The organism is Hyunsoonleella jejuensis, from assembly GCF_900111025.1.
Taxonomy (GTDB): Bacteria; Bacteroidota; Bacteroidia; order Flavobacteriales; family Flavobacteriaceae; genus Jejuia; species Jejuia jejuensis.
Genome location: NZ_FOFN01000002.1, coordinates 601,047 through 615,847 on the forward strand (window position 1 = coordinate 601,047; position 14,801 = coordinate 615,847).

General features: G+C 35.4%; 15 protein-coding genes. 9 read left to right on the forward strand and 6 right to left on the reverse strand.

Annotated features, from left to right (window positions below):
* Positions 1-8: 8 nt before the first annotated feature.
* From nrfD to BMY39_RS09440, 9 genes are all read left to right on the forward strand, one after another.
* The gene (nrfD, locus tag BMY39_RS09400) at positions 9-950 is read left to right on the forward strand and encodes an NrfD/PsrC family molybdoenzyme membrane anchor subunit (RefSeq protein ID WP_092578895.1); all 942 of its coding nucleotides are present in this window, start codon (positions 9-11) and stop codon (positions 948-950) included.
* A gap of 9 nt (positions 951-959) precedes the next feature.
* Complete coding sequence (locus tag BMY39_RS09405) at positions 960-1,487, forward strand: YeeE/YedE thiosulfate transporter family protein (RefSeq protein WP_177176579.1); 528 nt, start codon at positions 960-962, stop codon at positions 1,485-1,487.
* 18 nt (positions 1,488-1,505) lie between these two features.
* Positions 1,506-2,096, forward strand: coding sequence for a YeeE/YedE thiosulfate transporter family protein (locus BMY39_RS09410; RefSeq protein ID WP_092578899.1), 591 nt, complete (start codon positions 1,506-1,508; stop codon positions 2,094-2,096).
* A gap of 19 nt (positions 2,097-2,115) precedes the next feature.
* Positions 2,116-2,790 (forward strand): rhodanese-like domain-containing protein, encoded by a 675-nt coding sequence (locus tag BMY39_RS09415; protein ID WP_092578901.1) that lies wholly within the window; start codon positions 2,116-2,118, stop codon positions 2,788-2,790.
* A 29-nt stretch (positions 2,791-2,819) separates the two neighbouring features.
* The gene (locus BMY39_RS09420) at positions 2,820-3,434 is read left to right on the forward strand and encodes a rhodanese-like domain-containing protein (protein ID WP_092578903.1); all 615 of its coding nucleotides are present in this window, start codon (positions 2,820-2,822) and stop codon (positions 3,432-3,434) included.
* Between the two features lie 310 nt (positions 3,435-3,744).
* Positions 3,745-4,731 (forward strand): rhodanese-like domain-containing protein, encoded by a 987-nt coding sequence (locus BMY39_RS09425; protein WP_092578905.1) that lies wholly within the window; start codon positions 3,745-3,747, stop codon positions 4,729-4,731.
* A gap of 27 nt (positions 4,732-4,758) precedes the next feature.
* The gene (locus tag BMY39_RS09430) at positions 4,759-5,775 is read left to right on the forward strand and encodes a rhodanese-like domain-containing protein (protein ID WP_092578907.1); all 1,017 of its coding nucleotides are present in this window, start codon (positions 4,759-4,761) and stop codon (positions 5,773-5,775) included.
* 20 nt (positions 5,776-5,795) lie between these two features.
* On the forward strand, positions 5,796-6,848 hold the full coding sequence (locus BMY39_RS09435) for a porin (RefSeq protein WP_092578909.1): 1,053 nt from the start codon (positions 5,796-5,798) through the stop codon (positions 6,846-6,848).
* A gap of 121 nt (positions 6,849-6,969) precedes the next feature.
* A complete protein-coding gene (locus BMY39_RS09440) occupies positions 6,970-7,629 on the forward strand; it encodes a Crp/Fnr family transcriptional regulator (RefSeq protein WP_092578911.1) in 660 nt (219 codons plus the stop codon).
* Between the two features lie 491 nt (positions 7,630-8,120).
* Here the strand turns inward: BMY39_RS09440 and BMY39_RS15170 are convergent, their stop codons facing one another.
* From BMY39_RS15170 to BMY39_RS09470, 6 genes are all read right to left on the reverse strand, one after another.
* The gene (locus tag BMY39_RS15170) at positions 8,121-8,333 is read right to left on the reverse strand and encodes a hypothetical protein (RefSeq protein WP_092578914.1); all 213 of its coding nucleotides are present in this window, start codon (positions 8,331-8,333) and stop codon (positions 8,121-8,123) included.
* A 232-nt stretch (positions 8,334-8,565) separates the two neighbouring features.
* Complete coding sequence (locus tag BMY39_RS09450) at positions 8,566-9,807, reverse strand: hypothetical protein (protein ID WP_092578916.1); 1,242 nt, start codon at positions 9,805-9,807, stop codon at positions 8,566-8,568.
* A gap of 147 nt (positions 9,808-9,954) precedes the next feature.
* Entirely contained in the window at positions 9,955-10,782 is an 828-nt protein-coding gene (locus BMY39_RS09455; RefSeq protein WP_092579218.1) for an ABC transporter ATP-binding protein, read from the reverse strand.
* 10 nt (positions 10,783-10,792) lie between these two features.
* Positions 10,793-11,641 carry an ABC transporter ATP-binding protein gene (locus tag BMY39_RS09460; RefSeq protein ID WP_092578918.1) on the reverse strand — a complete coding sequence of 283 codons (849 nt, stop codon included), beginning with the start codon at positions 11,639-11,641 and terminating at the stop codon, positions 10,793-10,795.
* Positions 11,642-11,968: 327 nt separating this feature from the next.
* Positions 11,969-13,075, reverse strand: coding sequence for an ABC transporter permease (locus tag BMY39_RS09465; RefSeq protein ID WP_092578920.1), 1,107 nt, complete (start codon positions 13,073-13,075; stop codon positions 11,969-11,971).
* 175 nt (positions 13,076-13,250) lie between these two features.
* Positions 13,251-14,642 (reverse strand): CmpA/NrtA family ABC transporter substrate-binding protein, encoded by a 1,392-nt coding sequence (locus tag BMY39_RS09470; RefSeq protein WP_092578922.1) that lies wholly within the window; start codon positions 14,640-14,642, stop codon positions 13,251-13,253.
* Positions 14,643-14,801 lie beyond the last annotated feature (159 nt).

Genomic DNA, 14,801 nt, shown 5'->3' on the forward strand with positions numbered 1-14,801 from the left:
TTAAGATTATGCAAGAAGAAATTTTCGTTAGCGGAAGAAATATTCCTAATATAGATCCTTCACTAGAAATTTGGCATTGGCCCATTTCCCTTTATCTTTTCTTAGGTGGGCTAGCCGCAGGTATATTATTCTTTGCAGGTGTAGTTACCATCTTAGGCAAAGAGAAAGACTACCCTACAACAGTTAAATATGCGTCTTTAGTGCCCCCAATAGCGTTAACATTGGGACTATTAGCTTTGGTCTACGATTTAACACACCCATTATATACTTGGCAATTGTACACAACAATTCGTTTAGAATCGCCAATGTCGTGGGGTGCGTGGGTACTACTAATTACTACACCATTATCTTTTATGTGGGTGTTTAGCTATTATTCCGAATTATTTCCGAAATGGAAACTAAAGTTTAAGTTTCTTAAGAAATTTGAAAAATTCTTGAAGACAAATCGCAAGAATATGGCCTATGCATTGGTACCCTTATCAATAATTTTAGGTGTTTATACTGGAATTTTACTGTCTGCCTTTAATGCAAGACCTTTATGGAATAACGCCATTTTAGGGCCACTGTTCTTAACCTCAGGCCTATCAACTGGAGCTGCTACCATTATTCTCTTAGCTAAAACCACAAAAGAAAGACACTTGTTTAGTAAGATAGACTTAGCATTAGTAATAATAGAATTAGGGCTTATTGTTCATATGATCATGGGCATGTACGCAGGTTCTGAAGTACAATTAGATGCTATGCATCTATTAATAGGTGGCGAGTTTACATTAATGTTTTTTGGTTTTGTTGTTATACTTGGTTTGATTGTTCCTGGCATACTCGAAGCCTTAGAAATAAAAGGGTTTAAAGTACCGGTTGCAATACCAGCTATACTCATTCTAATTGGCGGATTAATATTCAGATTTGTAATGGTAGAAGCAGGACAAATAACAAGATACCTTTATTAGATAAAGATTATGAAAGAAAAAAAACAAAACAAACACGTCTATTGGAATCCATATTTTGGAGGGTTTCTTCTCGGAATATTAATCATTCTCACATTTTTTATAACTGGCAGAGGCTTAGGAGCAAGTGGCGCCATGAAAAGCGGTGTAGTTACCATAGTAAATGCAACATCCCCCACACATGTAGAGAACAATTCATACTACAGCAGGTTTGTAAACGATGGTGAATCTCCCATGAATAACTGGTTGGTATTCGAAACCATAGGCGTTTTAATAGGCGCATTTATTTCTGGATCTTTATCTGGAAGAATTGGATGGCGCGTACAACACTCTCCAAAAATTACCAAAAGACGTAGATTAATTTTTGCCTTAAGTGGTGGCATTCTTTTTGGAATTGGAGCCCAAATAGCAAGAGGTTGCACCAGTGGTGCTGCTTTAAGTGGTATGGCTGTATTGTCAACCGGTGGTTTTATTACCATGCTTTCCATTTTTGGCACTGCATTCTTGTTTGCATATTTCTTTAGAAAAAACTGGATTTAAAATTTAAAAAACAAACTTATGGGACCATTAATTCCTAACGATTTAATTTCATTTGAATGGAGCGGTATAATAGCCATTATTATAGGAATACTATTTGGATTTATATTAGAATCTTCGGGCTTCTCATCTTCTAGAAAATTAGCTGGTACGTTTTATGGTTATGATTTCGCTGTATTAAAAGTGTTTTTTACAGCTGCGGTAGTATCGTTAATTGGGCTCTTATATATGGATTATTTAGGTTATATAGATATGAATAGTTTATATGTTCATCCTACATATTTATGGGGCGCTATTATTGGAGGCGCTATAATGGGCATAGGATTTGTAGCTGGAGGATTTTGTCCGGGAACTAGTTTGTCGGCAGTAGCTATTGGCAAAATAGATGCTATAGTTAACGTTATTGGCATTATGGTTGGAGTCTTTATATTTTCAGAATTATATCCACTTTTTGAACCCATATACAATGGCTACTTTCAAGGAAATATTACCTTAATCGATTCTTTGGGAATAAACCCCTATTGGTTTGTATTCCTTTTAACAATAGTGGCTATTATAATGTTTGTGGTAACAGACATGATTCGTAAACGTGTGAAAAAAGTCTTTTACTAATAACTAAAATTACACAATTATGGTAAATAGAAAATTAGTTAAATTTTTGTCTTTTAGGTATATAATTCTTGCGTCCATACTATTGGTGTTGGCGGGTGGTTTAGTATTGTTACCTAAATACGAAAAGCAAGAAGGCATTAGCCCCGAACAATTGTTAAAGCATGTAATTAGCCCTGAACGCTATATAACCACTGATGAGCTTGCTGATAGAATAATTAACCAAGACCCTTCTTTATTATTAATTGATGTTAGAGACGAAAAAGACTTTAAAACGTATAGCTTACCAAATGCGGTGAATATACCTTTAAAAAATATTTTTAACGCAGATTCAGAACCTTATTTAGATCAAGACCAATTTGATGTCATCCTATTTTCTAATGACAATTTCTACTCAGACCAAGCATGGTTGTTGTGCAGTAGAAAAAATTACAAAAACCTTCACGTATTAAAAGGTGGAATTAATAATTGGTTCAACACCATAATAAATCCAAAAGAACCAACAGAAAACATGGCTTCTAACTCGTTTGAAACATACGCGTTTCGTAAAGCTGCAAGTATGTATTTTGGTGTGGCATATCCAAAGATAATTCAAAAACAACCTGTTACCTCTAAGACAAAAAAGACCACAAATGTGGTAAAAACAATAATTCCGAAGAAAAAAAAGAAAAAAATGCCTATTGAGGGTGGTTGTTAAGGTGTTTATCATTATAAAACTATTTAAGCATGAAAGAATTAGAAAAAACAAAGCGTATCTCAATAGCGTCAACACTATTTATATTAGCTATTTTAATCGGTCTTTTAACCTATAAACGTCCAAAACACATATATGCGATAAATACTCAAAAAACATTAGAAAATATTACTAATACTGATGTTCTTGTAACATTAGAGGCTATAAAAAATCCTAATCATGTTATAGTAGATGTAAGAAGTCCTATCGAGTTTGAAAAAGGCCATCTAGCAAATGCTATCAATATTCATACTCCCGAAATTTTAAATGAACAGAATTCAGCTTTATTTAAAGAGCTAAAAGCATCAAACAAAACAGTCTTACTTTACGGCAACAACCCACAAGAAGCAAATGTAGCTTTTATGTTTTTGTTTCAATTAGGTTATGATAATTTAAAACTTTTGGCCATTGAAAATAGTTATTCTCAAAACAAACTTGTCTCTCAAAATTCTGAAGTTGAAAAACTAAAAACAGATATTAGGTCTTTTATAGATGAATCTGTAAAAAAATCAGAAGTAAAAGTGATCCCAAAACAAATTATTCAGCCACCAAAAAAAATTATTCCCGTTCAAAAAAAGAAGAAAAAAATCCCCGAGGGAGGTTGTTAAAAAACACATTCAAAAAAGCTATTTAATAAAAATTAAGTAGCTTTTTTTTATTTAGAAAACAAACGCAATAATCCATTTTTGCCATTCTAAAACGGCTTCTTATAAATTTTAATTTTCATAATAAAAAGAACTTCGTACCGCATACGCATATTTAAGTATAAAATACTGATAAACACATATTTAATAGGTAACAAATGTTACAGAACTTACTGAGTATTTATAAGCAAAAGTTGACAAAAGTCATAAAAAAATGTTACCCCTGAATATAATTTTACATTAATCAAGATAATTAATTTTAAATAATTATAACATGAAAAAGTCAGTTCTATTTTTAGCGACATTATTCACAATGTTAGCTGCTATTGCAAGCGGTTTTTCACAAGAGGATAATCTTGCTACCAGTACTCCAGATGAATTTAATACTTTGGTAAACTATCTGGAAAGTAATACTCAATTTATTAAAGGTGAATTCCCATTAATTACTGCCGATGAGCTTAGGAAAAATTTTAAAAACCCTAAATACCAAATTGTTGATATAAGGACCGACAGTTGGTTCGAATATGGGCATATTAAAAATGCCGCTAACGTTCCTGCTGGCGAACTCCTAAATTATTTTGAAACTAGCATAAACCCAGCAGATTTTGATAAAATAGTTTTAATATGCTATTCTGGTCAATCGGCTGCATACTATTCTGCTTTATTGCGACTAGCCGGATTTGATAATGTGTACAGTCTGAAATGGGGAATGAGCTCTTGGAGAGAAGATTTCGCAAATAATGCATGGACCAAGAATACAAAAAACTCATTTGCAGAACAACTTGAAACAACAGTACATACAAAACCTGCAACAGGTAATCATCCTGTTTTAGCTACTGGAAAAACAGAAGCTAAAGCGATTCTTAAAACCCGATTAGAAGAACTATTTGCTAAACCTTATAAAGATTTTATATTAAAACCAGACGCTGTATTTACAACTCCTAGCGATTACTTCATTGTAAATTATAATAATGAAGAAGTATATAATAACGGACATATTCCTGGAGCTATTCATTACAAACCAGGATCTTCCTTACTCGTTGACACAGATCTCACCTCACTACCTATCAACAAGAAGATTGCCCTATACACCTCTACAGGACAGGAAGCAGCTTACCTAGTAGCATATCTAAGTGTTTTAGGGTATGATATGGGTAACATAGCTTATGGCGAAAATGGATTTATGAACGAAATCCTTAAAACCAAAGGTTGGGACGCATTTTCTGAAAAAGAAATTAACATGTTCCCCGTAATAGAATAACAACCCAATACCATAAAACATATAATCATGAAAAAATTAGCATTATTATTAATCGGATTATTATTAGTTCCTGCTCTATTTCTAACTTCATGTGACAGAGGAGACGATCTTGATGACAACGGTTCAGTTGCCACACCAGCATTTACACTTTTAAAAGAGTACATGACTCAAAACAACTTAGATATAGGCAATGTTCTTACAAACACAAATAATCAAAAATTTGTGGTCGGTGCTCCAGCAGCGGCAGATCTTCAAACCTTCCTTGACACATATTACATCATGGATATACGAAGTAATGCAGACTTTTTAAATGCACATATTGAAGGTGCGAATAATGTAGCGTTCTCTGATATTCTCACTACTGCTGCAACCACTAGCAAACCAATTTTGGTTGTTTGCTATACTGGTCAAACAGCTTGTTATGCTACAGCCTTGTTACGACTTTATGGCTACCCTAGTACAAGATCTCTTAAATGGGGGATGTCTGGGTGGAACGCTTTAACTGCAGGACCATGGAACGGTAAGATAGGTTCAAAACTTGCAGATGGACATAATAATTGGACACATCAGGGTGCTCCAGCAACATTAGTATTTGATAATCCAACAATTTCAACAACATTAACAGATGGTGAAGCAATCCTTAAGCAACGCGTAGAAGCTTTAGTTGCTGCAGGATTTGGTTCGGTTACAGTAAGCGGATCTGATGTGCTAAACAATCCATCTCAGTACTTTATCAATAATTATTTTAGCGAAGCAGATTATTCAGGTTTCGGACATATTAATGGCGCCTACAGAATACTTCCATTAACCCTAGGAGATGATTCTTATTTAGGCCTAGACCCAGATCCTAATGCTAAGGTTGTTACCTATTGTTATACCGGTCAAACTTCCGCAGTAATGACCGCTTGCTTAAGAGTTTTAGGTTACGATGCGTACACCATGACATTCGGTATGAATGGTATTTTCAACACCAATCCTTCATGGAAAACAAACCAATGGGGAGGCGATTCAAATCCTAAAAATTTACCAGTTATTACCAATTAATAGGCCCTAACATAAAAGATATGAAAAGCATTTATAAATTGCTCATTTTAGCCCTGTTATTTAATACAAATGCAGTGCTCTCTCAAGGTTGCGATATAGATGATCCTACAAGCAGTGATGCTGAAGGCAATACACCAAATATTAAATTATTTGGTTATCTGCAACCAGAATATAATTATAATTTTACAGATGGCGATCAGGACAATACCATAAGATTCAGGCGCGCCCGTTTAGGTGTAAGAGGTAAAGTGCTAAATGACTTTTCTTACTACTTTATGTTTGAAGCAAGTCCGTTTATAGGTGGCACTGCAGATACGTACTTAATGGATGCCTTTGTAACCTATGAGGCCGATAACTGGGCTCGTATCTCCGTTGGTACATTCAAGCAGCCCTTTAGTTTAGATGTTGCTACACCTTGTCACATGATCAGGACCATAGAACGTTCTGTGGTAGCCGATCAATTGGTGGCACCTCAGCGGGACTTTGGTTTAGCAGTCTTCGGTGGTAACAAATTCAATAAGCTAAATTATTCAGTTGCTATTATGAATGGTACAGGCCTTAACCAAGGTGATAACAATACCAAGAAAGATATTATGGGTAGAGCTACCTATAAAATTACTAAATATCTAACTGTGGGAGGTAGTTTTAGATTTGGTCACCCAATACCAAATAACAATGAGGATCATCGATCATCTTATGGTGGTGAATTATTGTTAGAATTGGACAAATTGAGAGTTCAGGCTGAATATATTTATGATGAAGGTGCCTATTTCGCAGGTGCAGCAGGTGGCTGCGGTACTACACCAATAGCATTAGGTGAAAAGCGAGATGGAGCCTATATGTTGGCTACATACGCCGTAAATGAAAAATTCGAACCCGTTTTAAAATATGAATATTTTGATCCAGATATAGACATGAAGAACAATATTGGTTATTTGGAAAGGATGACTGTAGGATTTAACTACTTTGTGAATAACAAAGTAAGATTTCAATTAAACTATCTTGCCAATATTGAAACGGTTGCTAATGTAAACAACGACCAATTATTAGCTCAAGTACAAATTAAGTTTTAGTTAGTTATTAATTTTCATAACATTTGATTTAAGTCCTTTTAAAACACCCCTTTAACTTCTGTTAGAGGGGTTTTTCGTGGATAATTGATTATCTTTGTATATAACAATCCTACCACTAAAAATGAATAGTCAAGAATCCATACTTAGGCAGCAAATCCTCGATTGTTATTCTGAAATTTTCGAAAATGAATTAATAGATGAAATCGTTAAAGTAGGTTATTTTAACACTATCAAAGATGGCGAACTTTTAATTGATATTGGTAGTGAGCTAACGCATATCCCCCTAATACTAAAAGGTGTAGTAAAAATTATAAGAAGAGAAAAAAATGGTGAGGAAATAGTGCTTCATTTTTTGGAACGCGGCAGCACCTGTGCCATATCATTTGCTAATTGTATTAACCGTAGAAAAAGTATTTTTAAGGGTGTTGTGGAAACTACAATGAAAGCTATTTTTTTACCAGTGGAATATATAGATGAATGGTTGGTAAAATATAAATCATGGCGCCATTTTATTATTGATAGTTACCATTTTAGATTATTAGAAATGGTAGAATCTATTGACGGTTTAGCATTTATGAAAATGGATGAAAGAACATTAAAATTCTTGTCCGACAAAGTAAAAATTAACAATAATGCTGATTTAAAAATAACACATCAAGAAATTGCCGATGATTTAAATACGTCTAGAGTTGTAATTACAAGAATACTGAAACAATTACACGATGAAAAAAAAATCTATTCAACTAGAAATAAAATTAGAGTCTTAGAGTTACTTGATTAATTTCACCTTCTTTTCCTTCACAACACGCCTTCATAACCCCATTTAATTTGAGTCAAAATCGTTATATTTAACAAAGCATAACACGTTGTAGATGCAGGTTTTGCATCAAAAATTGGGTATTTTTTATGACGTGGAAAATGATTTTTGGCAAAGAGTTCTGGCGATGCCAAAAAATAGCCCTCAATACAATCTTTGATGAATTGTTCTTCGCTAAATTGTAGAAACCACTGGCCTGAGTGGAATCTACGAAATACAATTTTTTGTTAAGCTTTAGAATATTCCATTAATGATTTGGAAAATCAACAGTAATTAAATTCCTCTAGTTGTGTAAAATAAAATTTTTGAGCATTTCTCGGGAAAACACCCGCAACAATAGTATTGGCAACAATCGCTTCACTGAAAATTAAGTTGTATTAAGACTTTTTAGAGTAAAAACTTCATTATCTTCAACTTCTCACATTAAGTCATGATCTACTTAAATTTTTGAGATTTCATAGTAGTATGTAATCGAGATGATTTAAAATGCCACAGGAATTTTCTTTTTTGCTTTGTAAATAATCTAACAATGCTTTGTCAGGTATGTGCCTGAAATCAATCACTTCTTTTTCACATAAGTTACTGAATCCTCCAGCTGTTGTTTGTTCAAAGGTACTGAATTGCTCTGAGCACGGGTTACTAATCAAGATAATAGAATTTGTTTTCATAATGTTTAAATTTTATGGTTATCTCGAATCTAGAAATAAGAAATACTGCAGACTATTTAGATATATTCTGGTTGACATTTGAATGAGCTACGTATGCTTTTGGATTAGTTTAAGTTTTTTTGGACAAAAAAAGAATCCCGCCAAAAGCGGGATTCAAAAATTGGAATATCAAACTAATTAACACTTTGTATTATGAAAATTATTTCCAATTCATTTTCATAATATTATCTATTTACTTTGCTGTATTTAAAAATTTAGGCTTAATCACTAACATTGCCCAAGCCCAGTTTTGAGTGTCCTTTACTCCTGGAATGTCCGCCACATCACTTGGCTCAAAGAAATGAGAATAACCACCTACTAATGTAAATTCCTTAAATTTCTTAGCTAACACAATATCAATTTCAGATCCTAAATCGTTCCCCATACCATCAAGGTCTGATTGTTCAGTAAAGTAATGTCCTGCAACTGTAAGTGCTACACCTGAGATTTTAGTTTTATAGGATAACTGAAAATCATTTAAACCACCCGCATTGCCATGATTACCAACATAAAATCTATCAATTAAGCCATTAAATGCATGGTTTGTTCCGTATAGTGGGAAGAATGCAGCAGACTCACTATTTCTTCCTGAAATACGCTCTACGGTTGCAATAAGAGCACTTTTATCACTTAGTTTGTAGGCAGCAGCTAAACTGGCTAAGTATGCACCTTTAACATCTACACCGCCTAGTCGCTCTCCTTCTTGAATAAACAAGTTAGAGGTTAACGTTAAAGCGCCTAATTTATAATCTGCATGTATACCTGCCGTAATTAAGCTAGATTTATTAGATCCATCTACGTTAGAATCTTGAAAGGTATTTACCAATCCTAAGAAGGACACATTAAGCTTTTCACCGTTGCTATTGGCTCTTACAAAAACCATATCTCTATAAGAGAATAAGGCTGAAGTATTGTAAACTTCGTCTAGTGTAGTATTTAAAGCACCACCAATATCTAAACTCAATTTATTTTTCTTGTACTTATATACAGCCGCATCGTGCGTGCGTGCTTGTTGTGCCCATCCTAAACCACCAAGAATTCTTTGATCATCATAAGATAGTGGCTGACGCCCTAATTTTAAGCTAGAAGATGTGCCCAACTTTAAATTGGCCCAAGCCTCTTGTACTCTAAAATTTCCATTTCCATTTGTTGCTATTTGTGGTCTATCACCAAAGGCAAACACTTCTTGAAAACTAGTGTATACTGTATAGGTTTCGGCTTTATATTTAGCTATTAAAGCTGCTCTTACCGTGGTTCTTAAAAAACCTTCATCGGCATCTGTAGCTGTTTGTGCAGGAAAAGTGCCTCCTGTAAAATTTCCGCCGTTTCCAAAATATTCGCTACGTGGTCTAAATTCCCCTTCTAAGGTAAACTGTGCTTGCGCTAATTGAACCATCAATGCCATCAAGCCTATTAAAACATATTGCTTTCTCATTTTTTACTTGTTTTTAACGTTTAATTCGTGTTTGAGTTTTTAATTAATTGTTTTCGTTTTGGGTTGTACTTTTCCTAGGCTCATGGAACGTGTTAGATTCCACAAACTTTTTTGTTTACTATTTAATTTGCTTATTGGTTTACTTTTCTAGTGCTCTAAAAAGTCTATTAAATGTTTTCTGTATTTATAATAATCGTCGTGCTCTAACACGGCTTTTCTTGTTCTTGGTCTTTCAAATTCAATATCCAAAACATCACCAATTTTTGCTCTGGGGCCGCTGGTCATCATTACCACGCGGTCTGCTAAAAATATCGCCTCATCCACATCATGGGTAATCATTACCGCAGTAATTTTTTCTTTATTCCAAATCTCTATTAAAATGTCCTGTAATTCGCCACGAGTTAAAGAATCTAGCATCCCGAAAGGCTCGTCTAGTAACAATACTTTTGGTTTAATAGCAAATGCTCTGGCGATACCTACACGCTGTTGCATTCCTTGTGATAAATCAGAGGCACGTTTATTAAACGCATCTTCTAAACCTACTTTCTGTAAATAGTATTTTGCAATATCATTGCGTTGTCCTTTTGTAGCATGTGGGAATACTTGATTTACACCCAACATCACGTTCTGTAAAGCGGTCATCCAAGGCATTAAACTTGGTGCTTGAAATATCACACCTCTATCTGGTCCCGGGCCTTTAATATGTTTCCCTAATACGGAAATGTTTCCTCCAGAAATCGGATTCAATCCTGCAATCATAGAAAGCATCGTCGTTTTTCCACACCCAGAATGCCCGATAATAGTAACGAATTCCTCTTTTCTAATTTGAAGATTTAAATGTTCCAAAACCACATAGTCTCCTTTTGGTGTCGGGTACACTTTCTTTAAGTCTTTTAAATCAAGCATCACTTCATGCGATGGAAAAATGCCATTATGTGCTGTTGTTTTAGCTGTGTCTGTAATAATAGTACTCATAACTTGATGCTTATCTAAATTGGTTAACAAAATCTTTTGGCGCTAAATCTGGAAGTACAAATTCTTCCGAAGCTTGCGACTTACGCTCTTCCCCAATATCCATCAAATACTCAATAATGGCATTTCTGGTTTTCTTATAGTTTGGGTTGTCGTTCATTTCAGTTTTATCACGCGGACGCTCAATATCAATCTTAAACTCAGGCCCTAAGGTTGCATTTGGTCCCGGACGCAACGGAATGATACGATCTGCCATATAAATTCCTTCATCCACATCATTGGTAATCAATAAAGCGGTACGCTTATCTTTCCCCCAGATGTTTAAAATTTCATCTTGTAAAGTACCACGTGTTAAAGCATCTAGCGCTCCTAAAGGCTCATCCATAATAATCATCTCTGGTTTCATCGATAAAGCTCTCGCTACAGACACACGCTGGCGCATACCACCCGATAATTCTTTCGGTCTTTTATTAATCGCAGGCGTTAAACCTACCATATCTACATAATCTGCAACAATCTCATTCAACTCTTTTTTGGGCTTTTTCGGGAAAGCTTCTTTCACCGCCATATACACATTTTGTCCCACAGTTAACCATGGTAATAAGGAGTAATTCTGAAAAATCACCCCGCGTTCATGACTCGTTCCAACAACCGGTTCACCTTTAAACAACACCTCACCTTTTGTAGGTTCCAGCAACCCGTTTATCAAGTTCACCAATGTCGTTTTTCCACTTCCCGTAAACCCAACAATCGCTACAAACTCACCCTCTTCTATCTCCAAATTAATGTTAGATAGCACCTCGGTAGCGTTCTCGTCATTTCCGTAGGTTTTATAAATATTTTTTAACTCTAAGTATGCCATCTTCTTAATGTTTATTTGTTTATCTGTTTAACTGTTTACACTTACTCGTTCAGCTATTCTAAACGAATCAACGTATAAACAAATCCACTTTTTTAGGGCGTTCCCTCCGTTTCCATACCTACAAGGTTTTTTAGAAACCTTGCAGGAGTCACTCCGGTCGGGCTTTCCGTTGCAAGTCCTCGCTTCGCCTTTGGGCTCCGCTGTGGGCTTTCCTCTGCAATCCCTAACGCGGGTCTATCCGCCAATTTTGTGTTTCAACTCTAAGTCTCAGTGTATCCGCAAACTTGCGCAACTTTAAACTTTGAACTTGAAACTTTAAACTCATTTTTATATCGCATCTGTTTTTTCAAAAGACACCCAGTTTTGTATCGCTAGCATCAGGCGATCTAATAAGAACCCTATGATACCAATAACAAACATGGCAACTATAATTTTTGCATTCGAGTCGTTGGCACCATTTTGGAATTCCTCCCAAACAAACAATCCTAAACCAGGACTCTGTGCTAAAAGTTCAATAGCAATCAACACCATCCACGCTACAGATAAGGTTATTTTTAAACCTGTAAAGATTAAAGGTAAAGACGATGGCAATACCACCTTAAATACTTTTTGGAAATTCCCAAGCTTCAACACCTTAGCAACGTTGATGTAGTCTTTATCTACCGACGACACACCCATTGACGTGTTTACCAATGTGGCCCACATAGAACATAAACCAACAGCGATAAACGAAATTGAAAACGAACTATCTTCACTAGAATCTATCAATAATGTTTTTACAATCATAAACACTAACAAGTACCAAACCACTGGCGATACAGGCTTAAAAATTTGAATAAACCAGTTAAACGCACTTTTAAGTGTTGGACTCAATCCAATAAAAATACCAAGAGGTACAGCTATTAATAAAGCTAAAAAGAATCCCGCGAATACCGTTTTTAAACTTCTAAAGATTTGATCTACAAACGATGGTCTACCTGTGTACACAATAGCATCTTTACCTTCAGCAATTCGCTTTTCATTTAAGGCTGCTGTTTTTTCAATAAAAGCAGCTTTATCAGCGCTAATCAACGCATGGTCTTTTAACAACGATTGAAACGATGCCCAAACCTGAGAAGGTGATGGCAATGTATTGGGTTGACAACTCACATCTCCAGAAGCAATACAAGCAGCCATTTCATCAGCAGCGGCTTGCCCTTGTTCGTTTAGTGCTTTTTCTATTCTAAATTCAGCTTCAACATTGTAAAGCGCTTTTGCACCCATGTGCCAAAGGGCAATAAATAATAGAACGGAAGCAATAGGCACAATGACTTTACGTAAAAAGGCTTTATAGTCTTCCTTTTCTAGCTTCCCAGTGAATAGGTCTTTAAAAGAGCTTAAAAAACCTAAGCCCATAAATTTGGTTACCCTTCCTAATGTTAAACTCTGCTTCATGATTCTTTTGTTTTATTGTCGTTTAGTGTTTTGTATTTTGATAATACTGTCAGTTCGAGTGGATTTCGCGATTGATAATGAGTGAAATTTGTATCGAGAACTATGCTCTTCCTAAATGTTCTCGATACGATTTTTCATGCTTCAAAATCACTCGAACTGACATTATATATGTGTCTTACTGTACAGCCTTCTCTTTGTTACCAATTTTAAAACTGTTGATGTATCCAATAGGGTCTTTTGCATCATAGGTTGTACCGTCAATAAAGTCGGCCGTTGCAGGCTTGTAACCATCAGTTGCAGGAATATCGCTTGCAGGAATTTTACCTTCCTCAACCAATATCTTTGCTGCTTTTGTCCAGATATCTGGTCTGTAAATATCTTTGATAGTTGATGCATACCAATCTGCTGGCTTAGACTCAGGAATTTGTCCCCATCGTCTCATTTGCGTTAAAAACCAAATACCATCAGAGTAGAACGGATACGTAGCATTGTACTTGTAGAATACGTTAAAGTCTGGCATTTCTCTCTTATCACCTTTCTCAAATTCAAACGTTCCTGTCATAGAGTTTGCCAATACAGCTTCGTCAGCACCTACGTATTGCGACATAGATAATATTTTTACAGCCTCTGCTCTGTTTCCTGGTTCGTCTAACCATTTACCAGCTCTAATTAATGCTTTAGTTACAGCAATAGCAGTATTAGGGTTTTCATCCACAAATTTCTTAGTCATTACAAATACTTTCTCTGGGTTATTCTTCCAGATGTCGTAGTTTGTTGTTACAGGTACACCAATACCTTTAAATACCGCTTGTTGGTTCCAAGGCTCACCCACGCAGTACCCATAAATAGTACCAGCTTCTAGTGTTGCAGGCATTTGTGGCGGAGGCGTTACAGATAATAAAACCTCAGCATCAATTTGTCCTTGTACGTTATCAGCAGTATACATTCCTGGGTGGATGCCAGCAGCTGCTAACCAATATCTTATTTCGTAGTTGTGTGTAGATACGGGGAATACCATACCCATTTTAAAGGCTTTACCAGAGTTTTTGTACTCATCAATTACAGGCTTTAAAGCCTCAGCTTTAATAGGGTGAATTGGCTTACCATCAGCACCTTTTGGTACATTTGGCTTCATTTTGCTCCAAACATCGTTTGAAACTGTAATACCGTTACCGTTAAGGTCCATTGAAAATGGTGTTACCAATTCTGCTTGACGACCAAAACCTGCACCTGCAGCAATGGGTTGACCCGCTAACATGTGCGATCCGTCTAACTGACCATCAATGACACGGTCCAATACGTTTTTCCAGTTAGATTGTGCTTCAACAGAAACAAATAAGCCTTCATCTTCGAAGAATCCTTTTTCTTTAGCAATCGCTAAAGGCGCCATATCTGTTAATTTGATAAACCCAAAAGTTAACTGTGGCTTTTCAATGTCTAATGTTTTTGTAGTACTTGCTGGAGTAGCTTCAGCTACAACAGTTTCTTTTTTCTTTTCTCCACCACAAGCAAATAGTAGAACTGCTACGGGTAAAATCCAAGAGGTGCGTTTTAATAGAGATTTCATGTTACGTGTTTTTTAATTAACTAAGTATAAATACTTATTTTTTTGACAAATATATAAGTACACTTAGATTTTACCCATGCTAATCCCCATAAACACACCTCTTTTTACACATAAGCAAACCTATTAAAACACAGGTTTTTATTTTATGTATTTGATTAC